Source organism: Klebsiella sp. GL120222-02, assembly GCF_003097195.1.
Taxonomy (GTDB): domain Bacteria; phylum Pseudomonadota; class Gammaproteobacteria; order Enterobacterales; family Enterobacteriaceae; genus Klebsiella; species Klebsiella variicola.
The window spans coordinates 785,593-809,445 of record NZ_QEQO01000002.1 but is presented as its reverse complement, the minus strand read 5'-3'; the positions used below and the strand labels follow the sequence as shown (position 1 = coordinate 809,445).

The window sequence follows — 23,853 nt, the reverse complement described above, 5'->3', positions numbered from 1 at the left end:
CTGCCTCATCGTCGCGATGGCCTATTGTACCTTCTCGTGCAGCTCAATCAATTCGGCGACCAGCTCACGGGCCAGCATCGAGGTCATCAGATGGTCCTGAGCATGCACCAGCACCAGGCTGACCTTCATTTTGCCTTCACCTTCATCGCTTTCAATAAGCTGGGTCTGCACGCGATGCGCCTCGCTCAGCGCCTGGCGCGACTGCTCCATCATCGCTTTCGCCGCGGCAAAATCGCCCTGCTTCGCCTGCTTCAGCGCGCCATAGGCCAGGCTGCGGGCCTGTCCGGAGTTGATAATCAACCCCATCACCACCTCTTCGAGGTCATTTTCCGGGGTTTCTACCGCGTCGATGTTGTCCAGATCAAACATAATATTTCCCTCATTTATCAGGCGGTACGGGGCACTGCCCGTACCGCGCGGTATCAGAATTTCAGTGCGTTAGCGATGTCTTCTTCGCTCTCTTCCTGCTCGATGACGGTCTGCGCTTTATTCGACAGCACCACAAACGGCAGGTAGACCAGAGTCGCGACGCCAAGGTTGAACAGGGCCACCAGCAGGGCGGCCACGCTGCCGTTACTGTTAAAGAACGCTCCCAGACCGGTCGGCATGGTCCACGGCGCCAGGTTGGTCACCGGTGGGATAATCCCCAGGCTGTAGGCCGCCAGCGTAATGGCCGCCAGAATCGGCTGGACCAGCACGAAGGGGATGAACATCACCGGGTTCATAATGATCGGCAGACCAAACAGAATCGGTTCGTTAATCTGGAAGATGCCTGACGGCAGTGCCAGCTTCGCCACCTGACGATGGTCAGCGCGACGGGAAGCGATAAAGATGGCGATAATCAGACCCAACGTTGCCCCGGAGCCACCCAGCAGGATATAGGAGTCGAGCATCGGCTTGGCCCAGAAGTGGAACTGTTTGCCTGCTTCGATAGCCGCATCAACCGAGCCGTACTGGTTGTACAGCGCGATGTTTTCCAGCGCCCACGGGGTCATGATGCCGTTATCCAGCGCCGTCAGCGCCAGGGAACCGTGCACACCGAAGAACCACAGCAGGGAGTTAAAGATAACGTATGCCCAGCCGACCACGCTGCCCATCGCCGCCAGCGGCGTGGAGATCGAGTCCATGATGATCTGGTGGAAGTTGCTGCCGTAGCTCGACAGGGCCCACGAGATAATGCCGAAGATAGAGAGGATCAAGAAGCCCGGGATCAGCGCGGAGAAAGAGCGCGATACTGACCCTGGCACGCTGTCCGGCAGTCTGATCACCCAGTTACGACGGATCACGAAGGTGAACAGTTCTGCGACAACCAGACCGATAATCATCCCGGAGATGATGTTCTGCCCGCCCAGCCAGTTGGCGCCCACCGCATAGGCTTCGCCCACGCTATACGGGGTCACGGTCATGAAGGCCGCCACCGCCAGCAGGCCCGCGGCCATCGGGTCGACTTTGCGCTCTTCCGCCAGCGCGGAGCCGATAAAGAACGGCGCCATCAGCGACATAATGCCGAGGGTACCGTTATAGACGTTCCCGCCGATAGCCTTAAAGCCGTTTAAGGTTTCAATGGTGGAGGCATCCAGTCGAATGCCCATAGAATAAAAGAAAGAGCCTTCGCCGAAGCTCAGAAAAACGTTGTTAATTAATACAAACATGGCCCCGGCGAGGGTCAACGGCATTAACTTAATAAATCCGTTTTTAATCGCATTAATATGCGGCTGCTTTCCTATTTTCACTGCAAAAGGAAGGAGTACCTTTTCAAGCGAGTCGATCACTTTACTCATAGTCAATACCCTTAAAAGCCGCAATAAACTATTACGGCGATGATGTATGAAATTACTCTTTGACGGGAAAATAAACTCTTTATTTTTTGACGTCCGGCAACAGGGTGCCGCCAGGCGTCAAAATACATCGAGTTTTAAAAGTTAAAATTATTGTGCTGCAGCTTTCTTAATGGCCGCGACGGCGGCTTTCAATACACCTAAACCATCCACCTTGCCATACAGAAGAGAATCGATGACTTCTACCGGTTTATTCGGCAGCAGGCGCTGAATTTCCGGTAACATATACGCAATTTGTGGTCCTAATAATACCACGTCGGCTTCCGGTCCCTTTTCACCTGCCAGTGTTTCGGGATAGGCTTCAATAATGACCGGGACTTCGTATTTTTCTGCCTGCGCGCGCATTTTGGAGACCAGCAGTGATGTAGACATGCCTGCCGAGCAGAAGAGATAAATGTGTTTCTTTTCCATGAACGCTTCCTCAATGTGTGAGACCAGGGCCTTCAGCAACCGCTGAGAGCCGGTAAGACTGGTAACATCCGGTTAATTCTGTTTATGGGTTGAGTATACGGCAAGCTGAGCCGCCAGGATAATTCGCTGTTGAACAGAATTGTCTCTCATTGACCTCTGGTTTTGACTACCCTCACATTTTCACCCAAATAATTCGCGCAATTAAATAAGCATCAGTACTCACAAAAAAGCCCGACCAGTGGTCGGGCTTACGTAGGGCTCAGTAAACAGTAGGAAGCTTACTTGGCGTTGCGCGGGTCAGTATCATACTCGGCGCAGGTCTGGTAGCCGGAGTTAATCACATGGCCGGTGTCGTCGAGGGCCACAAAGTAGGTCTCTACTTTACCATCCCGTTGACCGAGGATGTAGGTCTGGCAGGTGCCGCGGGCATGAACCATGGTCACTTCCGTTGAAGGTTTGCCAGCGATCTGCATCACCTGCTGACGCGACATCCCTTTCTTCACATCTTTCACCACCGGCTGGGTAAACTGGTCTTTGGTACGATCGTAAGCGGTACAGCCCGCCAGTAAGGTTAACGCGACGGTGACGCCCAGTATTCCTGCTAAGCTTTTGTTCATTTTGGTTCCTCTCTTCTACTGTGTAACGATAAGCCTGGAATAAATAGTGTTATTTTTCAAGCCGAACAGCGAAATCATGTCTGATTGTGTTATTGCGTAAACAGGATTGACGCGCCGCTGTCGACCGGCGGTTTCTCCCGCGCAGTGGCATCTATAATGAAATCCTATGTCATTGATTGCCTTCTTTTCCGGCAGTCAAAACCCCGGTCCTTGTCGTTTCAGCGGCAAAGAGGTAGCTTTAAGCCAACAGCTTGCCAAACAGATTCACTTTCGGAGGGCGCGATGACGCTACAACAAGAGATTATTCAGGCGCTGGGCGCAAAGCCGCAGATTGATGTCGCCGGCGAGATCCGCCGCAGCGTCGATTTCCTGAAGTCCTACCTGCAGACCTACCCGTTTATTAAATCGCTGGTGCTGGGTATCAGCGGCGGCCAGGACTCCACCCTGACGGGGAAACTGTGCCAGATGGCGATTAATGAACTGCGTGCCGAAACGGGCGACAGCAGCCTGCAGTTTATTGCCGTTCGGTTGCCCTATGGCGTACAGGCGGATGAGCAGGACTGCCAGGACGCCATCGCCTTTATCCAGCCTGACCGGGTGCTGACGGTGAATATCAAAGCCTCGGTACTGGCCAGTGAACAGGCGCTCCGCGAAGCGGGGATCGAACTGAGCGACTTTGTTCGCGGTAACGAAAAAGCCCGTGAGCGGATGAAGGCCCAGTACAGCATCGCCGGAATGACCAAAGGGGTGGTGGTCGGCACCGACCATGCGGCGGAAGCGATTACCGGCTTCTTCACCAAATATGGCGACGGCGGCACCGACATCAACCCAATTTTCCGCCTGAACAAACGTCAGGGCAAACAGCTACTGGCCCATCTCGGCTGCCCGGAACATCTGTATAAGAAGCTGCCGACCGCCGACCTGGAAGACGATCGCCCCTCCCTGCCGGATGAAGTGGCCCTGGGTGTCACCTACGAGAACATCGACGATTATCTGGAAGGCAAAACGCTGGATCCCAGTATCGCCAAAACGATCGAAGGCTGGTATCTGAAAACCGAACACAAGCGTCGGCCACCGATCACCGTCTTTGACGATTTCTGGAAAAAATAGTCCCTCCCCGCCCCGGCCCGCGCCGGGGTTATTTTTTGCGCTTTTCGCCGCAAAAACCGCCTGCTATACTGGATAGATAGACAGTATCAGGAGTTATTGTGGCCAGAAAGCAATCTGCCCCGCGTCTGGAGTTTGAAGCGGCGGCGATCTATGAATATCCCGAACATCTTCGCCCGTGGCTGGAGGCGCTGCCAAAGCTGCCGGGCGTCTATCAGTTTCACGGCGACAGCGACACAATGCCGCTCTATATCGGTAAGAGCGTCAACCTTCGCAGCCGTGTGTTATCTCACCTGCGCACGCCCGAAGAGGCCGCGATGCTGCGTCAGTCGCGGCGTATCACCTGGCAGCGCACCGCAGGCGAGCTGGGAGCGCTGCTGCTGGAGGCGCGGCTGATTAAAGAGCAGCAGCCGCTGTTTAACAAGCGGCTACGGCGTAACAAGCAGCTCTGCGCCTGGCGACTTGCGGACCACCGGCCGCAGATTGTCTATGCCCGCGAGGTTGATTTCTCGCACCAGCAGCATCTCTATGGCCTGTTCGCCAACCGGCGGGCGGCGCTGCAGATGCTGCAGAGCCTTGCCGACGAACAGAGCCTCTGTTATGGCCTGCTTGGTCTGGAACCGCTCAGCCGCGGCCGCGCCTGCTTTCGCTCCGCGCTGGGCCGCTGCGCCGGCGCCTGCTGTGGAAAGGAGAGCGTGGAGGCGCACAGCGAGCGCCTGCTGGCGCAGATGAGTAAACTGCAGCTGGTGTGCTGGCCGTGGGCGGGGCCAGTGGCGCTGGAGGAGCGCGGCCCGGATATGACGCAGTATCACGTCATTCATAACTGGCTGTGGCTGGGCGCCGTCGACTCGCTCGACCAGGCCGCGGAGTTGACCCGTCTGCCCGCCGGATTCGACCAGGATGGTTACAAGATCCTCTGTAAGCCCCTGCTCAGCGGCAACTACCCGCTGCACCCGCTTGGCTGAGAAACCACCAATAAAAAAACCGCCGGCCCTGCCCAACGCCTGATGGCATTATTGGGCAAGACCGGCGGTCTTGATTCAGTTCGCTACATTATTCAGCAGGTGCAGGCATTTTACCTGCCGGCGCGTTGCGTTCTGTCAGATGCTTCTCAAAATTAGCATTGAACTGTTTTTTCTGCTCTGGAGTCAGAATGTTGTAGATCTTGTTCTGCGTTTCCAGGCGGGACAGCGCCATCGCTTTATGCTGCGCTTCCATCTTATCGATCTGCGCTTCCGCTTTCGCCTTATCGAAGGTGTCGCTGGCGATCAAATCGTGCATCGCGCGGCGTTCGTCGAGGGACGGACGCTTCATGTTCTCACGCTGGCTCTTCATGATGTCGCGGATCTGTTGTTTCTGCGCATCGGTCAGGTTCAGGCCTTTAAACATCATGTCATGCTGACCCGGGCCGCCTTTATGATGCATCATCATCGGCTTGCTGTCGCTCGGCGCGGTGGTGGTGTCGGCGGCGTGTGCCAGGTTAGCCGCGCCCAGAGCCAGAGTAGAGGCAACAAACAGTGCAGTGAGTTTCTTCATCATTCAATCCTTACTTTACGTTATTCTTACGGCGCGTTGCCGTGTTGACGAGATTAACTTTACGACGTTAATCGTCAATTAGTCAGAGCAAGAGTAAAACAATGAAAGTGTAAAAAACAGTTTCTCGCCAATTATGGAGAAAATAAGGAATTTAGCCGAAGAATTGCAATAAAAAATAAATAACTTACTGTTTTGCAGAGAAATTATGGAGAGTATAAAGGAGGGGAGATTAAAAACAAAGCATTTTACCAGGAATAATCTGCAAATTTACACTGGCGCACGAAAAAATAAGATGGCGAAAAAAGACGCGCGAAATAAAGCAGGCCGCCCGGCGGACGGCTTGCCCTCAGGATAATTTCTCCAGCATCAGGCCGGCGCGCAGTCCCTTCGCCACCGTCGGATTGGGAAACAGGACATACTCCGGCTCAGGCCCCACCACATACCGCGTCTCGCCCTCCTCCGCCAGCAGCGTGCCGGGTTCGAAGGGGGTGAAGTTCAGCGTCTGATCCGCCATATGCAAGCGGAAATCATCGCTATGGCGGGTGATCTGCTGTACCACCCGGTAGCGCAGCGGCGCCGGGGCGTCGGCAATGGCCAGATCCCCCACCAGCAGCCGGGAAAGCGCGCCTTCGGCGGCGGCAAACTGCGTCAGATCGTTTTCACCCAACGGCAGCGCTTTGCCCAGCTCAAGGGTGCAGGCCAGCGCCGCGAACCGTTCGCAGCTGAAGTGGGTGAAGGTCCCGCCTGGCTGGCGATGAAACACCAGCGCCTCCAGCCCGGCGCCGCCCAGCCAGTGAAGAAAATCCTCCTCCCACGGCGTATCGCGGGCCGGGAGCACGCCGAAGCGCGGATGTAGCGACCCGCGGATCGCGGTATGCAGATCGAGGTGCCAGCGCGGACCATCGTGGTCGCGATAGAAGCGGGCCACCGCCTGCTCCAGCCGCTGCGCCCGCTGCGTCTCCTTACTGAGCGGAAACTGCCGCCAGCGCTCACCAAACATCCGGTTCATATCGCTGTGCAGATAGCGCTTATTCGCCCGCAGCGCCGGTGGGTTGCCAACGATCACCAGCAACCGCCAGCGCAGCGGGAGTGCCTCCCGGACCAGTCGCTGCACCAGATGGTCGACTATCTCCACCGGTGCCGTTTCGTTGCCATGAATGGCGCAGGAGAGTACCAGCCCGCGCTCGCAGCGCGCATGCGGCGTCAGCTCGAGGATCCCCTCTCCCAACCAGTGCCAGCGAAAGTGCGCCGTCTCGCCGTGAAAATGGTGGGGCAAACGCCCCGCCAGGGTTAATGCCAGAAAATGTTCCACCGCGCCCCCTTATTGCTGAAATGGATAAACCGAACCGAGCTGCAGGATCTGGGTCAACCGATCCAGCGCGTCACGCCCTTCCCGCAGCAGTTGCGGGTCGGCGAGGTCGGCCTGGGTAAGGCGATCGCGATAGTAGCGATCCACCCAGTCATTGAGGGTGGCAAACAGCGTATCGTTCATCAGGACGTGCGGATTGACCGCCTGATACTCCTCGGCCGTCAACACCACCCGCAGGCGCAGGCACGCCGGACCGCCGCCGTTGGCCATACTCTCGCGCAGATCGAACACCTGTAGCGCGGCGATGGGGTTGTCCCCGGCCAGCAGCTCATTGAGGTATTCCCAGACGCCGGCATGCTCCTGCGCTTCGTGGGGCAGGATCAGCGCCATGCTGCCATCCGCCCGGCTCAGCAGCTGGCTGTTGAACAGATAGGTGGCAACCGCCTCTGCCACCGTGACCCGACTGGCGGGGACCACCAGCGGCGTAAAACCCGGCACCCGCTGCGCCAGCTGCTGGAGAAGCGCGGTCTGGTCGGCAAAGGCCTGCTCATGGCAGAACAGGACCTGACGATTGCTCACCGCGATAACATCGTTATGAAAAACCCCCGTGTCGATCGCCGTCGGATGCTGGCGGGCGAAGATCAGCTGACGGGGATTGACCTGATTGAGGCGCGCTACCGCCTGGCTGGCCTCAAGGGTTTGCCGCGCCGGATAGCGACGCGGGGCCTCCTCGCTCCCCCGGCGGCGGCCATAGACAAAGAGCTGGACGCCGGGGGCGCCATACTCGCCGCCGAGACGGTTATGGTTCGCCGCCCCTTCGTCGCCAAACCAGGCCGAGGCGGGCAGCGCCGGGTGGATGGCAAATCGCGTGCGGTCGGGGAATATCGCCTGCAGCAGCGCCTCTGTGGTCGGTGCTTCGCTGGCGCGGTGGAATTTATCCTGCAGATTCGCCACCGTCAGGTGCACCAGGCCATCCAGCGAATCGGCGGAGGGACAGACCGTCGCCGCGTTCGCCACCCACATCGCCGAGGCCGAACTTACCGCCGACAGCAGATCCGGATCCTGCTGCGCCGTCCGGGCCACCACCTGCTCATCGCTGCCGCTAAAGCCCAGCTGGCGTAGGAGCGGCACGTTCGGTCGCTCGTGCGGCGGGATCACTGCCTGCGGGTAGCCGGCGTCGGCGAGGGCTTTCATTTTTTTCAGCCCTTGCTTTGCCGCCAGCTGCGGGTTCGACACCAGGTGGCGGTGCCGGGTGGAAGCCTCATTGCCAAAGGAGAGCCCGGCGTAGTGATGGGTCAGCCCGGGCAGACCGTCAAAGTTGACTTCGCGGGCGGTCATGACGCCTCCCCGACCAGAAAGTCGAGCCCCGGGTTCAGGCTGGCGGGCAGCGTCAGGGTCGGCGATTCAAGGCTGGCCATCGGCCAGGCGCAATAATCGGCGGCATACCAGGCCCCCGGACGATGGTTACCGGACGCCCCGGTGCCGCCGAACGGCGCGGTACTCGCCGCCCCGGTCAGCGGTTTGTTCCAGTTAACTATCCCTGCCCGCGCCTCGAGCAGCAGTCGATCAAACTTCTCCCGTTCCGGAGAGATTAACCCACAGGAGAGGCCGAAGCGGGTGGCGTTGGCTAAGGCAATCGCCTCCTCGAACGTGTCGTAGCGCCAGACGCCAAGCAGCGGGCCAAACACCTCTTCATCTTCAACATTGGCCACGTCGCTCATGTCGACAATCCCCGGCGTTAGCAGCGACGTTCCGGCCTGCAATAAACGTGGCTCCAGCAGCGTGACCGCGCCAGCGGCGACCCGCTGCAGCCATGCCTGATGCACTTTCTGCGCGGCCGGTTCAGAGATAAGCCCGCCGAGAAACGGCTGCGGCTCGGCGTCCCACGCCGCCGGGATCAGCCGCTGGCACACCGTCACCAGCCGGGAGAGGAAGGCATCGCCCGCCTCGCCGCGCCGGACCAGCAGACGGCGGGCGCAGGTGCAGCGCTGGCCGGCGGAAATAAAGGCGGACTGGATGGTCAGATGCACCGCGGCATCCACGTCCCGCGGATCGTCGACGATCAGCGGGTTATTGCCGCCCATCTCCAGCGCGAGGATCTTCTGCGGCTGCCCGGCCAGCTGGCGATGCAGATGAAAACCGGTGGTTGAGCTGCCGGTAAACAGCAGCCCGTCGATATCCGCCTGACCGCTGAGCGCCTCGCCGGTTTCCCGACCGCCCTGCACCAGGTTGAGCACCCCGGCGGGCAGGCCGGCCTGCTGCCATAGCTTCACCACCGCTTCGCCGCTGCACGGGGTGAGTTCGCTGGGTTTAAAGACCACAGTATTGCCCGCCAGCAGCGCCGGCACGATGTGCCCGTTCGGCAGATGGCCGGGAAAGTTATAGGGGCCAAACACCGCCAGCACGCCGTGCGGCCGGTGACGCAGCGTGGCGGCGCCGTCGGGCAGATCGCTGTGCTGTTCGCCGGTGCGGACGTGGTAGGCCTTCACCGAGATCGCCACCTTGTTGATCATCGCCGTCACTTCCCCGGCCGCCTCCCAGCGCGGCTTTCCGGTCTCGGCGCCGATCATCGCCGTCAGCTCAGCCTTACTGGCCTCCAGCAGGGCGGCAAACTTTTCAACGATCGCCTGACGGGCGGCAAACGGCAGCCGCGCCCAGGCCGGGAACGCCTGGCGGGCAGCCGCCACCGCCTCAGCAACCTGCCCGGCATCCGCCGCTTCGCCCTGCCACACAACCTTCAGGTTAACCGGATCCTGTTTACTGAAACCTGGCCCACGACCGGGCCGCCACTCGCCATTAATCCACAGACTCATGCGGTTTTCTCCTCAGGGATCAGGCGCACCATGCGCACCTGGTCGCCGGCATGACACTTCAGCATATCCAGTTCGCGGGCGCTGAGGGTCAGGGTGTCGCCATCCGGGTCGGCATGCACCAGCAGAGCGCGGAACTGGTGATACTGTTCATTCGCCACCAGGCACAGCGGCCAGTCACCGGGTGGGGTTTCACCGGCCTCGGTGGTCACCAGACGGCTTTTGCGGATCGCCCGCACCCTGTCGATGTCGCACTCCAGAGTCGGGCCGCCGTCGAAAATATCGATGTAGTTCAGGTAGCGGAACCCCTCTTTCTCCAGCACCGTCCGGGCCGGGGCGGTCTGCGGATGAACCTTGCCGATCACCGCCTGCGCCTCAGGGGAAAGGAAATCGATATACAGCGGATGCTTGGGCATCAGGGCGGCAATGAAAGCCTTCTGTCCGGTGCCGCACAGGTAGTCGGCGCGGGAAAACTCCATGGCGAAAAAGCGTTTGCCCAGGCTCTCCCAGAACGGCGAGTAGCCCTGCTCGTCAATCACCCCGCGCATCTCGGCGACCACCTTCTCATTGAAGCGCTCGCGAAAGGCGGCCATAAATAAGAAGCGCGATTTCGACAGCAGATAGCCATTGCCCTCTTTGCGCCACTGCGGGTCGAGGAACAGGGTACACAGCTCACTGCTGCCGGTATGGTCGTTGCTGAGAAACAGCGTCGGCAACGCCTGATAGACGTTGAGCTCCTTCGAGGCATGGACCTGGGTGCCGACCCGGTAGTTATACCAGGGATCGTTGAGCCCCACCGCCACCTCGATCGCGCAGATGCCCACCACCGCGCCGCTTTCACTCTCCTCCAGCACAAAGACATAGCCCTGCTCGCTTTTCGGTAGCTCGCCGCGCCAGGTCTGCTGCGAGCGGGCGATCCGCGCCGCGAGGGTCGCTTCATCCACCGGCAGCGAGGTCAGCCCGCCGCCGGTCTCCGCTGCCAGCTTCAGCAGCCCGGGCAAATCGCCCGGCTCCACCGGTCGAATCACCATCATGATGAGACTCCTGCCACGAAACGCGCGCAGGCCCGCTCGACGCGATCCAGCCCGCTATTCACCTCTTCTTCACTGACGTTCAGCGCCGGCGCAAAACGCACCACATTAGCGCCGGCGATCAGGATCATCACCCCCTCTTCCGCCGCCAGGTTGCTGAGCGTTTTCGCCTTCCCGGCCCAGGCGTCGTTCAGTACGCAGCCGAGCAGCAGTCCCAGGCCGCGGATCTCCTTGAACAGACCATAGCGGGCGTTGATCGCCTGCAGACGCTCGCAAAACCACTGGTGGCGCTGTCTGACGCCGGAGAGGACTTCCGGGGTGTTGACGATCGATAGCAGCTCGCCGGCCACCGCCCCGGCCAGCGGGTTGCCGCCGTAGGTGGTGCCGTGGGTACCGACGGTCATCACGCTGGCGCAGGCCTCTGTCGCCAGCAGCGCGCCGATAGGGAAACCGCCGCCCAGCGCTTTGGCGGTGGTCAGCACATCGGGCGTCACGCCGTAGTGCATATAGGCATACAGCTCGCCGGTGCGCCCGACCCCGGTCTGCACTTCATCGAAAATCAGCAGAGCGTTGTGCTGGTCGCAAAGCTGGCGCAGGCCGCGTAAAAACTCGCCGCTGGCCGGCACCACGCCCCCTTCGCCCTGCACCGGCTCGACGATCACCGCGCAGGTTTGGTCATTGATTAAGGCCTTTGCCGACTCGAGATCGTTAAACACCGCATGCTGGATCTGCGGCGGCAGCGGGGCAAAATCCCGGGAGTAGGCCGGCTGACCGCCCGCCGAAACGGTGAACAGCGTCCGCCCGTGGAAGGCGTTCTGGAAAGCGACGATGCCGCTTTTCTCACTGCCAAAGCGATCGTGGGCATATTTACGCGCCAGCTTGAGCGCCGCCTCATTGGCCTCAGCGCCGGAGTTACAGAAGAAGACCCGGTCGGCGAAGGTGGCATCGATAAGCATTTTGGCCAGACGCAGGATCGGCTCATTGGTGTAGCCGTTGCCGGTATGCCAGAATTTGCTGGCCTGGTCAGTCAGGGCTTGCACCAGACGCGGATGGGCGTGCCCCAGCGCGTTCACGGCGATGCCGCCGGCAAAATCGATATACTCTTTGCCCTGCTGATCCCACAGCCGCGACCCGGCGCCCCGCACCGGAATAAACGCCGCTGGCGCGTAGACCGGCATCATCCATTCATCAAAGTGGTTACGCGTAATTGACTGAGACATATCGACCTCTTCCGGTAAATTAAAAGTAGCAATAATGTTAATAAATATGAGTTATTACGCTGTAAATGTAGATTGCACGGTTCGTGCCAGCCAGCGATAAAAATGCATAAACCGGTTGAGATAACGCAGAATCAAGGAGTTACAGCCGAACGCTATTCACATAAAATGCATATTTAGTGAATAAGTATCCGATAAAGGGGGATAAACAGTGATTAAAGAAGATAAGTTATGCAACGGTAAGATATAATTCTGTAATTGTGATCCTCTGCGAAATTTATCGTAGATATTTGCCCTTTTTTGGCGCGGCATGCCCGTAAAAGGGGCAACTACGGCACGCTCATGCGCAGCGATTGGCAGAATGACGCATCCGGTGGCAGCCAGCCAGGCGAATTTCTGCTACCATCCCTGCACTATTCACCTTGCACAGTGGCAGCGACTATGAAATTCGTCTCTTTTAATATCAACGGCCTGCGCGCCCGCCCACACCAACTGGCCGCCATCGTCGAAAAACACCAGCCGGACGTGATTGGCCTGCAGGAAACCAAAGTTCACGACGATATGTTCCCTCTCGAAGAGGTCGCCAAACTCGGCTATAACGTCTTTTATCATGGACAAAAAGGCCATTATGGCGTCGCGCTGCTGACCAAAGAGACGCCGATTGCCGTCCGCCGCGGTTTCCCGGACGATGGCGAAGAGGCTCAGCGCCGCATCATCATGGCGGAGATCCCGTCGCCTTTCGGCAACGTCACGGTGATTAACGGTTATTTCCCACAGGGTGAAAGCCGCGATCATGAAACCAAATTCCCGGCCAAAGCGGCGTTCTATCAGAATCTGCAGAACTATCTGGAGACCGAACTCAACAAAGAGAATCCGGTGCTGATCATGGGCGATATGAACATCAGTCCCACCGATCTCGATATCGGTATTGGTGAAGAGAACCGCAAACGCTGGCTGCGTACCGGCAAATGTTCCTTCCTGCCGGAAGAGCGGGAGTGGATGGATCGCCTGCTGGGCTGGGGCCTGGTGGATACCTGGCGTCAGGCTAATCCGGACAATCAGGAGCACTTCTCGTGGTTCGATTACCGCTCCAAAGGCTTCGACGATAACCGCGGGCTGCGCATCGACCTGCTGCTGGCCAGCCAGCCTCTGGCCCAGCGCTGCGTGGAGACCGGAATCGATTATGAGATCCGCGGAATGGAAAAACCGTCCGACCACGCGCCGGTGTGGGCCACCTTCCGGCCATAATTTACGCCCTTCTCTCGCCTCCCGCTGTGCGGGGGGCAGAATTTCCTGAGCAAAATCAACAAAGCGACGGTAAACCATTGTGACGGTCGTCGGAACAGGATACTGTCGCGCGCACTTTTTGATGTCCACTGCGTCCAGACTGTACAGGAGCACCCCTCATGCAAAAGAAGCCGTCATCCGGCCATTGGTAAAGGGCTGGGACTTCTCGCGCTGGTGGCCACGCTGGCCGTTATCAGCCATCGCGTCGGTCTCCACGATCTGCTGACTCACCTTCATCTGCTTCAGGACACCCTGCGCCATCAGGGCGCCTGGGGATATCTGGTCTATGTCGCGCTGTTTATCATTGCCACCCTGTGTCTGATCCCCGGCAGCCTGCTGGTGATCGCCGGCGGGATGCTCTTCGGCCCGCTGACAGGCTCCCTGCTCTCGTTTGCCGCCGCCACCCTCGCCTCTTCGCTGTCGTTTTTAATCGCCCGCTGGCTTGGGCGCGATCTGCTGCAGCGCTATGTGGGCCATACCGCCGTCTTTCAGGCGATTGAGCGCGGTATCGCCCGCAGCGGCTGCGATTTCCTGATCCTCACCCGCCTGGTGCCGCTCTTTCCCTACAACATTCAGAATTACGCCTACGGCCTGACGGCGATCCCTTTCTGGCCCTTTACCCTGATCTCAGCCGTGACTACCCTGCCGGGCCTGGTCATCTATTCGGTAATGGCCAGCGAGCTGGCCCGCGAGGGCGTAACTCTCGCCTTCGCGCTCAAACTGAGCCTCGCCGGCGGGCTGCTGTTTGCCCTGGTGCAGATGGGCAAACGGTTTGCCCGCGCCCGCCGTATGGCAACGCCCGGCGAGGAGGTGCGCCATGACCCAACCTGATCGCCGTCACCTGCGCCGCGCCCGGCTGGCCCTTGCCGTGGTGGCCGTCGCCGGGCTGGCCGCCTGGTGGTGGTTCCCCGGCGGGCGAACCTTTCTGCAGCAGAGTCTGACGGCGTTAGCCTCCCTGGATCCGCAGCAGGTCAGAGGGTTTATCGCCGCCTGGGGGCCGCAGGCCGCGCTGGTCTCATTTGCGCTGATGATCCTCCAGGCGATCGTCGCTCCGCTGCCGGCTTTCCTGATTACCCTGGCGAACGCCGCCCTGTTCGGCGCCTTCTGGGGCGGTGCGCTGTCATGGTTCAGCGCCATGGTCGGGGCCGGGCTCTGCTTCTGCATCGCCAGAGCGCTGGGGCGCGAAGTGGTGGAAAAACTCACCGGCCGCGCGGTGCTGCGCAGCGTCGACGGCTATTTCACTCGCTTTGGCCCGCAGACGATCCTGGTCTGCCGCCTGCTGCCGTTTGTGCCGTTTGACCCGGTCAGCTATGCCGCCGGACTAACCTCGCTGCGCTTCTGGCTCTTTATGCTGGCCACCGGAGTGGGCCAGCTGCCGGCGACTATCGTCTATTCCTGGGCCGGGAGTCTGCTCACCGGGGGCACCTTCTGGCTGGCCACCGGGCTTTCGCTGCTTTTTGCCCTGGCGGTGGTCATCTCTATCGCCAAAAATATTTACCGTGAACGTCATAAGAGATCGTCGCCATGAGCTTACCCCCGCTGGATTCTGTCCCCCTGATCCTTCGTCCGCAGGCCTGGCTGCACCGCCGGCATTACGGCCAGGTGCTAAGCCCCATTCGCTGGTGGGGACGGATCCCGTGGCTGTTTTACCTGGTTTCGCTGTTCGTGGGCTACATTGAACGCCGCCGCTCGCCGCTGGATCCGGTGCTGCGGTCGCTGGTCAGCGCCCGCATCGCCCAACTGTGCCACTGTGAATTCTGTATCGATATCACCAGCATGACCCTCGCCGCGCGGAGCGGCAGCCAGGACAAGCTGCTGGCGGTCGCCGACTGGCGCAGCAGTACGCTGTTCAGCGAAAAAGAGCGTCTGGCGCTGGCCTATGCCGAAGCCGCCACCCAGACGCCGCCGGAGGTGGATGATGCCCTGCGCAGCGCGATGGCCGCGCATTTTGACGCCAGGGCGCTCACCGAGCTGACCGCCCTGATCGGCCTGCAAAATTTATCAGCGCGGTTCAATGCCGCGATGGCGATCCCGGCCCAGGGGTTGTGTCAGATGCCCACCTCTTCCCCGCAGAATAAGGAGTAACGATGCGCCGTTTGCGTGATTTCAGCCTCTGTCTGTGCCTGCTGCTGCTCTGGCCGCTGGCGGTTAATGCCAACGACAGCTGGCGGCAGATCCAAACGGAAGCCCGCGGGCAGACCGTCTGGTTTAACGCCTGGGGCGGGGACCCGGCCGTCAACCGCTATCTGGCGTGGGTCAGCGAAGAGGTCAAACGCCACTACGCGATCGACCTGCGTATCGTGCCTGTCGCCGACGCCGCCGACGCAGTGAAACGCATCCAGAGCGAGGCGCAGGCCGGCCGTCGCCGGGGCGGGTCGGTGGATCTGCTGTGGATCAACGGCGAAAACTTTCGCACGCTTAAGCAGGCCAACCTGCTGCTCACCGGCTGGGCCGAATCGCTGCCCAACTGGCGCTACGTCGATCTGCAAAAACCGGTTCGGGAGGATTTTTCTGTCGCCACCGAGGGCGCTGAGTCGCCGTGGGGCAGCGCCCAGCTGACGTTTATCGCCCGCCGCGGGCAAACCCCGCAGCCGCCCACCAGCCCGCAGACGCTGCTGGCCTTCGCCAGAACCCATCCCGGCAGCGTGACCTACCCGCGGCCGCCGGACTTCACCGGCACCGCCCTGCTGGAGCAACTGCTTATCGCCCTCACCGACCAGCCGGCCGCCCTGCGCCAGCCGCCGCAGACGGCGACCTTCGCGGCGGTCACGGCCCCGCTGTGGCGCTATCTCGATGCGCTGCACCCGGCCCTGTGGCGGGCGGGCAAGGATTTCCCGGCGTCGCCGGCCCGGATGGATACCATGCTCAACAAGGGCACCCTCCGCTTATCACTCACGTTTAACCCGCTGCACGCCCGGCAGAAAGCCGCCAGCGGCGAATTACCGACGGACAGCTACAGCTTCGGCTTCACCGCGGGGACCCTCGGCAACGTCCATTTCGTTACTATCCCGGCTAACGCCCGCGCCGTCGCTGGAGCCAAAGTGGTGGCCAATTTCCTGCTCTCGCCTGAAGCGCAGTTGCGCAAGGCCGATGCCGCCGTCTGGGGCGATCCGAGCGTACTGGACCCGCAGCGTCTGCCTGACGGCCAGCGTCAGGCGCTGGCGGCTACCGTGCCGCAGGATCTACCGTCGGTGCTTGCCGAGCCGCACGCGGCATGGGTTGACGCGCTGGAGCAGGAATGGCTGCGCCGCTACGGTACCCACTGATCCTGCTGGCCTGGGGGACGATGGCGGCGATCTATCTGCCGTTGCTCCCCGCCGCCGGGGAACTGGTGGGCGCTGCGCGCTCCCCGGCCCACTGGCGGGCGCTGTTCGCCGACCCGCAGCTGGGCCAGGCGCTGGCCGCCACGCTCGTCTCGACGCTGCTGTCCGTCGGCGGCGCGCTGCTGATCGCCCTGACCGTCGTCGCTGCCCTCTGGCCCTCGCTCCGCTGGCGGCGACTGGCTTCCCGTCTGCCGCTGCTGCTGGCGGTACCCCATCTTGCCCTGGCGACGGCGGCGCTGCTGCTGTTCGCCGAAGGGGGTTGGATCTGGCAGTGGCTGCCGCTTCTGACGCCGCCGCTCGACCGGTATGGCATCGGGCTTGGCCTGACGATGGCCCTTAAAGAGAGCGCCTTTGTGCTGTGGGTGATCTATGGCCTGCTGGGGGAGAAACGCCTCGCCGACCAGGCGACCGCGCTGAAGAGCCTCGGCTACGGCCGCTGGCAGTGCCTGCGCTGGCTGGTGCTGCCCGCCCTGCTGCCCGCCCTCGGCATGGTGCTGCTGGCCGCCACCGCCTGGAGTCTGTCGGCGGTCGATGTCGCCCTGGTGCTGGGGCCCGGCAATCCGCCCACTCTCGCCGTGCTGGCGTGGCAGTGGTTAAGCCAGGGCGATGACCTGCAGCAGGCCAAAGGGGCGCTGGCCAGCCTGTTACTGATGACGATCCTCGGCGGGCTGGCGCTGGTGGCCTGGGGAGGGTGGCGGATACAGCGCCAGTACCAACCCAATCTGCGCGGTGTTCGTCACCCTCATCCTCATGCCCTGCCCGGCCGCCTGCTGGCGGCGCTGCTGCCGCTGAGCGGTCTGCTGGGCGCGCTATTGCTGGCGGGGCTGGCGCGCTCAGCGCCACCGCAGATGGATGCCCTCGGCAACAGCCTTGGCCTGGCGCTGGCGGCCTGCGCCCTCGGCGCGGCTGTCTGCCTGCTGTGGCTGGCCTGCGGCCCGACGCGGGGAGATGGCTGGGTCTGGCTGCCGCTGGTCCTGCCGGCCCTGCCGCTGGCCGCTGGCCAGTACCGACTGGCGCTGTACGCCTGGCTAGACGGCGAATGGTGGACCGTCCTGTGGGGCCATCTGCTGTGGGTGGTGCCATGGATGCTGTTTATTTTGCGCCCGGCCTGGCGCCAGCGCGATCCGCGGATGGCGGTAATCGCCCGCACGCTCGGCTGGGGGCCCACACGTATTTTCTGGCTGCTGACCCTGCCCTCGCTGACCCGCCCGCTGCTGACCGCGCTGGCGGTGGGCTTTTCCGTGAGCATCGCGCAGTATCTGCCGACGCTATGGCTGGGGGCTGGTCGTATCCCGACGCTCACCAGCCAGGCGGTGGCGCTCAGCAGCGGCGGCGAGGTGCAGACGCTCGCCGCCCAGGCGCTGTGGCAATTACTGCTGCCGGCGGTATGCTTTACCCTGACGGCCCTTCTCGCCTGGCTGGCGGGCCGCTATCGACGAGGACTTCGCTAGTGCTAACCGTAAACCATCTGACCCTGAGTGTGAAACGCCAGCCGCTGCTGCGGGAGGTCGCCTTTTCGGTGGCGCCTGGAGAAGTGCTGACGCTGATGGGCCCTTCCGGCAGCGGGAAATCGACACTCTTTGCCTGGATGATTGGCGCCCTGGCAGGCGATTTTCGCGCCGAAGGCGAGCTGTGGCTCAATGGACGTCGCTGCGATACGCTGCCGACGGAGCATCGACGCATCGGCATCCTGTTTCAGGACCCGTTGCTGTTCGACCATTTCAGCGTCGGGCAAAATTTACAGCTGGCGCTGCCGGAGAGTGTGCGCGGCGAGGCGCGAAAAGCCGCAGTGGAGCAAGCGCTCAGCCGCGCCGGGCTGCATGGCTTCGCCCCACGCGACCCGGCCACGCTCTCCGGCGGGCAGCGGGCGCGGGTAAGCCTGCTGCGCGCCCTGCTGGCGCGCCCCGAGGCGCTGCTGCTCGATGAACCCTTCAGCCGTCTGGATGCCACCCTGCGCGTCGCGTTCCGCCGCTGGGTTTTTGAGGAGCTGGCCCGCCAGGCCATTCCGGCGATCCTGGTGACCCACGATCGCGAGGATGGTCCGCCGACGGGACGCTGCCTGGCGATGGAGACCTGGCAATGAAGAGCAATAGCGTGCAAACCTGCGTTACCGCAAAGAAATCGGCGCCTGGCGAGCGGAGAATACGCCCTCCACTTTTTACCGTCGGGCATTTCGATGAAACGTGTTTCTCAATTGACCGCACTCGCCCTGCTTATGGGGCTTGCTGCTTCCACCACCTGCGCCGCTGAAACCATGCCAGCGCTCACCCTCACCCACCTGCAACAGCAGCACGGCGTGGCCATCGACACCCGGCTGAGCGCTTATTACAACGGCTGGCCGCAGCGCGCCAACGGCCCGGAAGGCCATGAGCCGCAGGCCCTGAATCTTTCCGCCCGCTGGCTCGGCGCCATGAGCGACGATCAGCTCCGCGGCTGGGCTAAGCAGCACCAGCTCCAGTCCGATACCCCCGTCGCGCTGTACGGCAACCCGGAAGATAATGCCAGCGTCGCGGCGCGGCTGAAACAAGCGGGCTTCACCCGGCTCAGCACCCTGAGCGATGCGCTGAGCCAGACCGACCGCCTGCAAAAGCTGCCGCACTTTGAACAGCTGGTCTACCCCCAGTGGCTGCACGACCTGCAGCAGGGAAAACGCGTAGCCGCCGCCCCGACCGGCGACTGGAAAGTGTTCGAAGCCGCCTGGGGAGCGCCGAAACTCTATCTGCTGAGCCATATCCCTGGCGCGGGCTATATCGATACTAATGAGGTGGAAAGCGAACCGCTGTGGAATAAAGTGTCCGACGCACAGCTGAAAGCGATGCTGGCGAAGCACGGCATCCGGCATGACACCACGGTGATCCTCTACGGTCGCGACGTCTACGCCGCAGCGCGGGTGGCGCAGATCATGCTGTACGCCGGGGTCAAAGACGTGCGCCTGCTTGACGGCGGCTGGCAGACCTGGTCCGACGCCGGGCTGCCGGTCGAGCGCGGCATGCCGCCGGCGCAGCAGCCGGCGCAGAACTTCGGCGCGCCGATCCCCGGCCAGCCGCAGCTGATGCTGGATACCGAACAAGCCCGCGGGCTGCTGCATCGTCAGGACGCCTCGCTGGTCAGCGTCCGCTCGTGGCCGGAGTTTATCGGCACCACCAGCGGCTACAGCTATATCAAGCCGAAGGGTGACATCGCTGGCGCCCGCTGGGGCCACGCCGGGAGCGACTCCACGCACATGGAAGACTTCCATAACCCGGACGGCACCATGCGCAGCGCTGACGATATCGCTACCGTGTGGCGCCAGTGGAACATTCTGCCGAGCCAGCAAGTGGCGTTCTATTGCGGGACCGGCTGGCGGGCCTCGGAAACCTTTATGTATGCCCGCGCCATGGGCTGGCCGCACGTCGCGGTGTACGACGGCGGCTGGTACGAATGGAGCAGCAACCCGCATAATCCGGTCGCCCGCGGAGCGCGCGGCCCGGAAAGCAGTCAGTAACTCGCCCCGCCTCAGCGCGTCGCCCCTTTTCGGCGACGCGCGATACCCCGTTTACGCTGTGGTCGTTACCCGCTTTAAGGTCTGGTAGCCACTGCAGATGCGCGTCGCCGTCGTCAGCCAGCACAGCGCGCCAAACAGCCACGCCAGCCAGGCGAAATGCGCCGGAAACAGGCAGCCGAGGACAAACAACAGGATGGTCTCCGTCCCCTCCGTCAGGCCCCCAAGATAGTACAGCGATTTATGGGCGTAGCCGGGATTGGCGATCTGATGCCTGGCCGCCAGTGCGGCAAAAGCGAGAAAGCTGCTGCCGGTGCCGATAAAGGCAAACAGCAGCCAGGCCCCCGCCAGGGCATTGTTCAGCGGATCTGCCAGAATAAAGCCGAACGGCACCAGGGCGTAGAAGAGAAAATCCAGTGCGATATCGAGAAAGCCCCCCGCGTCGCTGAGCCCGCGCCGCCGCGCCAGGGCGCCATCCAGACCATCCAGCAGGCGGTTGAGGAGAATAGCGACCAGCGCCGCGCTATACCACCCCAGCGCCAGAAAGGGTAGAGCCAGCACGCCGATGGCAAAACCGAGGAGCGTCAGCCCGTCCGGTGAAATACCCGGGCGGTCAAGCGCGCCGGCGACAGCGTTAAGCAGGGGTTTGAGGCGCGGATGCAGGTGGCTATCAAACACGGAGGTCTCCAGCAGGGTTGGCGGTTGTCAGTCAAGGTCTATGGCGGTGATAATAGGCCAGATTCGTCTTATTCACCTTGATGCTTATGCTAAAAATGATTGATGTTGTCGCCGCCATTATTGAACAGGATGGCAAGATTCTGCTGGCACAGCGTCCGCCCCACGCCGACCAGCCGGGGATGTGGGAGTTCGCTGGCGGCAAAGTGGAGCCTGGTGAAAGCCAGCCGCAGGCGCTGGCCCGCGAGCTACAGGAGGAGATGGGCATCATCGCCCACCCGGCATGCTATATCGCCAGCCATCAGCGGGAAGTCTCCGGCCGCCAGATCCATCTGCACGCCTGGTGGGTGCCGCACTTTCAGGGCATACCGCTGGCCCACTATCACAGTCAGCTGCGCTGGTGCCTGCCCACCGACGCCTTAACCCTCGATCTCGCCCCGGCCGATATTCCTCTGCTGCATGCCTTTATCGCCCAGCGCCCAACCCTTTCCGGCCGCTGATCCGCCCGCCGCCTCGTCATCGTTTTTAGTTATGACGGGCGGACAATTATAAATTTTGTTGTCGGCTTAATTTTTCCTTGCTTGCCTAAGGATTAGCGGTGTTATAGTCGGAAAATCGGTTTTTTCAAGGACCGAATCATAATAAATACATGCAACCACAACCATAAGGGGAACTTATATCTATGGATCAGACGTGCACTCTGGAAAGCTTTCTCACCCGCGTTCAACAGCGCGATCCTCATCAAACCGAATTTGCTCAAGCCGTCCGGGAGGTGATGACCACCCTGTGGCCTTTCCTTGAGGAAAATCCGCGCTATCGTCAGCTTGCTTTGCTGGAACGTCTGGTGGAACCGGAGCGCGTGATCCAGTTCCGCGTGGTGTGGGTGGATGACCGCAATCAGGTCCAGGTCAACCGCGCGTGGCGCGTGCAGTTCAACTCGGCCATCGGCCCGTATAAAGGCGGGATGCGTTTCCACCCGTCGGTTAACCTGTCGATTCTCAAATTCCTTGGCTTCGAGCAGACCTTCAAAAACGCCCTGACCACCCTGCCGATGGGCGGCGGGAAAGGCGGCAGCGATTTCGATCCTAAAGGCAAGAGCGATGGCGAAGTGATGCGCTTCTGCCAGGCGCTGATGACCGAGCTCTATCGCCACCTTGGCCCGGATACCGACGTACCGGCGGGCGATATCGGCGTCGGCGGCCGCGAAGTCGGCTTTATGGCCGGGATGATGCGCAAGCTCTCCAACAACAGCGCCTGCGTCTTCACCGGTAAAGGCCTCTCCTTTGGCGGCAGCCTGATCCGTCCGGAAGCCACCGGTTACGGTCTGATCTACTTCACCGAAGCGATGCTCAAACGTCACGGCCTCGGCTTCGAAGGCGCTCGCGTGGCGGTTTCCGGCTCCGGCAACGTCGCGCAATACGCCATTGAGAAAGCGATGGAGCTTGGCGCGCGGGTGGTCACCGCCTCCGACTCCAACGGCACCGTCGTTGACGAAGCGGGCTTCACCAAAGAAAAACTGGCCCGCCTGATCGACATTAAAGAGCGTGCCCATGGCCGCGTGGCCGACTACGCCCGCGAATTTGGCCTCACCTATCTTGAAGGCCAGCAGCCGTGGTCAGTGCCGGTGGATATCGCCCTGCCTTGCGCGACCCAGAACGAACTGGACGTCGATGCCGCCCGCCAGCTGATTGCCAATGGCGTGAAGGCCGTGGCGGAAGGCGCCAACATGCCGACCACCATCGCCGCAACCGACCTGTTCCTGGAAGCTGACGTGCTGTTTGCCCCTGGCAAAGCGGCCAACGCCGGCGGCGTGGCGACTTCCGGTCTGGAGATGGCGCAGAACGCCGCGCGCATGGGCTGGAAAGCGGAAAAAGTGGATGCCCGTCTGCATCACATCATGCTGGATATCCACCACGCTTGCGTGCAGTACGGCGGCGAAGCGAAGCAGACCAACTACGTGCGCGGTGCGAATATCGCCGGTTTCGTGAAAGTCGCGGATGCCATGCTGGCCCAGGGCGTGATTTAACCTCCCCTGACGCATCCCGGCGGCTGCCCGCCGGGATGCGTCTCACGACGTCATCGTGATCACCACTTTTCCCAGATGCTGACCACTGTCCAGACAAGCATGCGCCTCGGCAACCTCCGCCATCGGGTAGCTGGCGTAGATCATCGGCTTGCATTTCCCTGCCTCAAGCAGCGGCCAGACGTGGCGCCGCAGCGCCTCGGCAATCTCCTGTTTCTCCGCCGCCGTCCGGCCGCGCATGGTTGAGCCGGTGATGGTGGCTCGCTTGAGCATCAGGGTCTGAATATCAACCTCATGAGCGATTCGTCCGCCCATAAAGCCGATGATCACCAGCCGTCCATCCTTTTTCAGTATCCCAAGGTTGCGGTTAAAGTAAGGGCCGCCAACGATATCCAGAATGACATCCACGCCTTCATCGTGGGTCAGCTGGCCGATTTTCTCCGCAAAATCATCGGTTTTGTAGTTAATCGCCGTAGCATAGGGACGTAGGGCAGCGATTTTTTCGTCCTGGCCAACGGTGGCATAGACGGTCATCCCCAGCGCGTGGCACAGCAGGACCGCGGTGGTGCCAATCCCGCTGGCGCCGCCGTGGATCAGGACGCTTTCGCCAGGCTGCAGCTTACCCAGCTGGAAGACATTCGCCCAGACGGTGAAGAACGTTTCCGGAATGGCGGCCGCTTCGCTAAAGCTGAGGCCCGCCGGGATCGGCAGCGTCTGGCCTGCCGGCACGGCGCAGTATTCGGCATAGCCGCCGCCGTTGGTGAGCGCACAAACGCGATCGCCGGGCGTAAACGCTGTGACCTGCGCGCCGACCTCAACCACAACGCCCGCCACCTCCAGGCCAGGTACGGGGGTGACGCCCTTGGGCATAGGGTACAGCCCCTGGCGCTGCAGGATATCCGGCCGGTTGACGCCGGCGGCCTTCACCGCAATGAGCACCTCATTCTCCCCAATAGCAGGGATTTCTCCTTCGCGGATCTGCAATACCTCCGGGCCGCCCGGTTGGCTAATAGCGATATATTTCACGGGTCCTCCTTATCGCCGGTGAGAGAAATGAGCAACATTATCGGCAAGCGCGAAGACGCATTCAGGGGGGAAAGTCGTCAAGCCCTGCCCGGCTGTTTAGTGTAGACCATTGACCTGGCTGGCGGAGAAGCGGTGGCCGCGGGGATTCGCATCCTCGCGACC

25 protein-coding genes are annotated in these 23,853 nt (G+C 61.5%); 12 read left to right on the top strand and 13 right to left on the bottom strand.

The genetic code is table 11. The features are described 5' to 3' along the window. Nucleotides 1-21: 21 nt before the first annotated feature. From chbA to osmE, 5 genes are all read right to left on the bottom strand, one after another. A complete protein-coding gene (chbA, locus tag N438_RS09260) occupies nt 22-369 on the bottom strand; it encodes a PTS N,N'-diacetylchitobiose transporter subunit IIA (protein ID WP_004140356.1) in 348 nt (115 codons plus the stop codon). 53 nt (nt 370-422) lie between these two features. After that, on the bottom strand, nt 423-1,781 hold the full coding sequence (chbC, locus tag N438_RS09255; RefSeq protein WP_008807749.1) for a PTS N,N'-diacetylchitobiose transporter subunit IIC: 1,359 nt from the start codon (nt 1,779-1,781) through the stop codon (nt 423-425). An 11-nt stretch (nt 1,782-1,792) separates the two neighbouring features. Continuing rightward, nucleotides 1,793-1,909, bottom strand: coding sequence for a hypothetical protein (locus N438_RS27920; protein ID WP_012542074.1), 117 nt, complete (start codon nt 1,907-1,909; stop codon nt 1,793-1,795). A 19-nt stretch (nt 1,910-1,928) separates the two neighbouring features. Beyond that, nucleotides 1,929-2,249 carry a PTS N,N'-diacetylchitobiose transporter subunit IIB gene (chbB, locus tag N438_RS09250; RefSeq protein ID WP_002901547.1) on the bottom strand — a complete coding sequence of 107 codons (321 nt, stop codon included), beginning with the start codon at nt 2,247-2,249 and terminating at the stop codon, nt 1,929-1,931. 278 nt (nt 2,250-2,527) lie between these two features. Continuing rightward, nucleotides 2,528-2,866, bottom strand: a complete 339-nt coding sequence (gene osmE, locus N438_RS09245) for an osmotically-inducible lipoprotein OsmE (protein WP_008807747.1) — start codon at nt 2,864-2,866, stop codon at nt 2,528-2,530. Nucleotides 2,867-3,148: 282 nt separating this feature from the next. Between osmE and nadE the strand changes: the two genes are divergently transcribed. Next, on the top strand, nt 3,149-3,976 hold the full coding sequence (nadE, locus tag N438_RS09240; RefSeq protein ID WP_008807746.1) for an ammonia-dependent NAD(+) synthetase: 828 nt from the start codon (nt 3,149-3,151) through the stop codon (nt 3,974-3,976). Between the two features lie 98 nt (nt 3,977-4,074). Further along, the gene (gene cho / locus N438_RS09235; protein WP_116696247.1) at nt 4,075-4,938 is read left to right on the top strand and encodes an excinuclease Cho; all 864 of its coding nucleotides are present in this window, start codon (nt 4,075-4,077) and stop codon (nt 4,936-4,938) included. 88 nt (nt 4,939-5,026) lie between these two features. On the opposite strand, the gene spy is transcribed toward cho, so the two are convergent. The 6 genes from spy to N438_RS09205 form a co-directional block, all read right to left on the bottom strand. Beyond that, nucleotides 5,027-5,512, bottom strand: coding sequence for an ATP-independent periplasmic protein-refolding chaperone Spy (gene spy / locus N438_RS09230; protein ID WP_008807744.1), 486 nt, complete (start codon nt 5,510-5,512; stop codon nt 5,027-5,029). 343 nt (nt 5,513-5,855) lie between these two features. After that, nucleotides 5,856-6,821 (bottom strand): succinylglutamate desuccinylase, encoded by a 966-nt coding sequence (gene astE, locus N438_RS09225; RefSeq protein WP_032735341.1) that lies wholly within the window; start codon nt 6,819-6,821, stop codon nt 5,856-5,858. 9 nt (nt 6,822-6,830) lie between these two features. Beyond that, the gene (astB, locus tag N438_RS09220; protein WP_049008981.1) at nt 6,831-8,156 is read right to left on the bottom strand and encodes an N-succinylarginine dihydrolase; all 1,326 of its coding nucleotides are present in this window, start codon (nt 8,154-8,156) and stop codon (nt 6,831-6,833) included. Continuing rightward, nucleotides 8,153-9,631 carry a succinylglutamate-semialdehyde dehydrogenase gene (astD, locus tag N438_RS09215; RefSeq protein WP_116696246.1) on the bottom strand — a complete coding sequence of 493 codons (1,479 nt, stop codon included), beginning with the start codon at nt 9,629-9,631 and terminating at the stop codon, nt 8,153-8,155. The genes astB and astD overlap by 4 nt, the downstream gene beginning before the upstream one ends. Beyond that, on the bottom strand, nt 9,628-10,662 hold the full coding sequence (gene astA / locus N438_RS09210) for an arginine N-succinyltransferase (RefSeq protein WP_002901491.1): 1,035 nt from the start codon (nt 10,660-10,662) through the stop codon (nt 9,628-9,630). The genes astD and astA overlap by 4 nt, the downstream gene beginning before the upstream one ends. Further along, on the bottom strand, nt 10,659-11,879 hold the full coding sequence (locus tag N438_RS09205) for an aspartate aminotransferase family protein (protein ID WP_008807740.1): 1,221 nt from the start codon (nt 11,877-11,879) through the stop codon (nt 10,659-10,661). The genes astA and N438_RS09205 overlap by 4 nt, the downstream gene beginning before the upstream one ends. A 438-nt stretch (nt 11,880-12,317) precedes the next feature. Between N438_RS09205 and xthA the strand changes: the two genes are divergently transcribed. The 8 genes from xthA (at nt 12,318) to N438_RS09165 (ending at nt 19,970) form a co-directional block, all read left to right on the top strand. Beyond that, nucleotides 12,318-13,124: an exodeoxyribonuclease III gene (gene xthA / locus N438_RS09200; protein ID WP_012542081.1), complete on the top strand. Its 807-nt coding sequence runs from the start codon at nt 12,318-12,320 to the stop codon at nt 13,122-13,124. A gap of 213 nt (nt 13,125-13,337) precedes the next feature. Next, nucleotides 13,338-13,994 carry a TVP38/TMEM64 family protein gene (locus N438_RS09195; RefSeq protein ID WP_012542082.1) on the top strand — a complete coding sequence of 219 codons (657 nt, stop codon included), beginning with the start codon at nt 13,338-13,340 and terminating at the stop codon, nt 13,992-13,994. Beyond that, entirely contained in the window at nt 13,981-14,691 is a 711-nt protein-coding gene (locus N438_RS09190) for a TVP38/TMEM64 family protein (protein ID WP_116696245.1), read from the top strand. Before N438_RS09195 ends, N438_RS09190 begins: the two co-directional genes overlap by 14 nt. Then, nucleotides 14,688-15,248 (top strand): carboxymuconolactone decarboxylase family protein, encoded by a 561-nt coding sequence (locus N438_RS09185; protein WP_008807736.1) that lies wholly within the window; start codon nt 14,688-14,690, stop codon nt 15,246-15,248. The genes N438_RS09190 and N438_RS09185 overlap by 4 nt, the downstream gene beginning before the upstream one ends. Nucleotides 15,249-15,250: 2 nt before the next feature. After that, nucleotides 15,251-16,429 (top strand): ABC transporter substrate-binding protein, encoded by a 1,179-nt coding sequence (locus N438_RS09180; RefSeq protein WP_110242518.1) that lies wholly within the window; start codon nt 15,251-15,253, stop codon nt 16,427-16,429. Beyond that, nucleotides 16,402-17,937 (top strand): ABC transporter permease subunit, encoded by a 1,536-nt coding sequence (locus tag N438_RS09175; protein WP_060619114.1) that lies wholly within the window; start codon nt 16,402-16,404, stop codon nt 17,935-17,937. Before N438_RS09180 ends, N438_RS09175 begins: the two co-directional genes overlap by 28 nt. After that, nucleotides 17,937-18,569, top strand: a complete 633-nt coding sequence (locus N438_RS09170; RefSeq protein WP_060619115.1) for an ATP-binding cassette domain-containing protein — start codon at nt 17,937-17,939, stop codon at nt 18,567-18,569. Before N438_RS09175 ends, N438_RS09170 begins: the two co-directional genes overlap by 1 nt. Nucleotides 18,570-18,662: 93 nt before the next feature. After that, nucleotides 18,663-19,970 (top strand): sulfurtransferase, encoded by a 1,308-nt coding sequence (locus tag N438_RS09165; protein ID WP_116696244.1) that lies wholly within the window; start codon nt 18,663-18,665, stop codon nt 19,968-19,970. Between the two features lie 51 nt (nt 19,971-20,021). On the opposite strand, the gene N438_RS09160 is transcribed toward N438_RS09165, so the two are convergent. Further along, nucleotides 20,022-20,645, bottom strand: a complete 624-nt coding sequence (locus N438_RS09160) for a CDP-alcohol phosphatidyltransferase family protein (RefSeq protein ID WP_060619117.1) — start codon at nt 20,643-20,645, stop codon at nt 20,022-20,024. Nucleotides 20,646-20,731: 86 nt separating this feature from the next. Here N438_RS09160 and N438_RS09155 point away from each other — a divergent pair, with 86 nt between their 5' ends. Next, nucleotides 20,732-21,142, top strand: coding sequence for a pyrimidine (deoxy)nucleoside triphosphate diphosphatase (locus N438_RS09155; protein WP_060619153.1), 411 nt, complete (start codon nt 20,732-20,734; stop codon nt 21,140-21,142). A gap of 182 nt (nt 21,143-21,324) precedes the next feature. Further along, nucleotides 21,325-22,668 carry an NADP-specific glutamate dehydrogenase gene (gdhA, locus tag N438_RS09150; protein WP_060619118.1) on the top strand — a complete coding sequence of 448 codons (1,344 nt, stop codon included), beginning with the start codon at nt 21,325-21,327 and terminating at the stop codon, nt 22,666-22,668. Between the two features lie 42 nt (nt 22,669-22,710). Here gdhA and N438_RS09145 read toward each other — a convergent pair whose 3' ends face one another. Further along, nucleotides 22,711-23,691, bottom strand: coding sequence for an NAD(P)H-quinone oxidoreductase (locus N438_RS09145; RefSeq protein WP_116696243.1), 981 nt, complete (start codon nt 23,689-23,691; stop codon nt 22,711-22,713). Nucleotides 23,692-23,853: the final 162 nt, after the last annotated feature.

Excerpts from the sequence above, each read along its gene's own strand:
- chbA (WP_004140356.1), bottom strand. The coding sequence starts at position 369 with ATGTTTGATCTGGACAACATCGACGCGGTAGAAACCCCGGAAAATGAC.
- chbC (WP_008807749.1), bottom strand. The coding sequence starts at position 1,781 with ATGAGTAAAGTGATCGACTCGCTTGAAAAGGTACTCCTTCCTTTTGCA.
- N438_RS27920 (WP_012542074.1), bottom strand. The coding sequence starts at position 1,909 with ATGTATTTTGACGCCTGGCGGCACCCTGTTGCCGGACGTCAAAAAATA.
- chbB (WP_002901547.1), bottom strand. The coding sequence starts at position 2,249 with ATGGAAAAGAAACACATTTATCTCTTCTGCTCGGCAGGCATGTCTACA.
- osmE (WP_008807747.1), bottom strand. The coding sequence starts at position 2,866 with ATGAACAAAAGCTTAGCAGGAATACTGGGCGTCACCGTCGCGTTAACC.
- nadE (WP_008807746.1), top strand. The coding sequence starts at position 3,149 with ATGACGCTACAACAAGAGATTATTCAGGCGCTGGGCGCAAAGCCGCAG.
- spy (WP_008807744.1), bottom strand. The coding sequence starts at position 5,512 with ATGATGAAGAAACTCACTGCACTGTTTGTTGCCTCTACTCTGGCTCTG.
- astB (WP_049008981.1), bottom strand. The coding sequence starts at position 8,156 with ATGACCGCCCGCGAAGTCAACTTTGACGGTCTGCCCGGGCTGACCCAT.
- astD (WP_116696246.1), bottom strand. The coding sequence starts at position 9,631 with ATGAGTCTGTGGATTAATGGCGAGTGGCGGCCCGGTCGTGGGCCAGGT.
- astA (WP_002901491.1), bottom strand. The coding sequence starts at position 10,662 with ATGATGGTGATTCGACCGGTGGAGCCGGGCGATTTGCCCGGGCTGCTG.
- N438_RS09205 (WP_008807740.1), bottom strand. The coding sequence starts at position 11,879 with ATGTCTCAGTCAATTACGCGTAACCACTTTGATGAATGGATGATGCCG.
- xthA (WP_012542081.1), top strand. The coding sequence starts at position 12,318 with ATGAAATTCGTCTCTTTTAATATCAACGGCCTGCGCGCCCGCCCACAC.
- N438_RS09190 (WP_116696245.1), top strand. The coding sequence starts at position 13,981 with ATGACCCAACCTGATCGCCGTCACCTGCGCCGCGCCCGGCTGGCCCTT.
- N438_RS09185 (WP_008807736.1), top strand. The coding sequence starts at position 14,688 with ATGAGCTTACCCCCGCTGGATTCTGTCCCCCTGATCCTTCGTCCGCAG.
- N438_RS09180 (WP_110242518.1), top strand. The coding sequence starts at position 15,251 with ATGCGCCGTTTGCGTGATTTCAGCCTCTGTCTGTGCCTGCTGCTGCTC.
- N438_RS09175 (WP_060619114.1), top strand. The coding sequence starts at position 16,402 with ATGGCTGCGCCGCTACGGTACCCACTGATCCTGCTGGCCTGGGGGACG.
- N438_RS09165 (WP_116696244.1), top strand. The coding sequence starts at position 18,663 with ATGAAACGTGTTTCTCAATTGACCGCACTCGCCCTGCTTATGGGGCTT.
- N438_RS09155 (WP_060619153.1), top strand. The coding sequence starts at position 20,732 with ATGCTAAAAATGATTGATGTTGTCGCCGCCATTATTGAACAGGATGGC.
- gdhA (WP_060619118.1), top strand. The coding sequence starts at position 21,325 with ATGGATCAGACGTGCACTCTGGAAAGCTTTCTCACCCGCGTTCAACAG.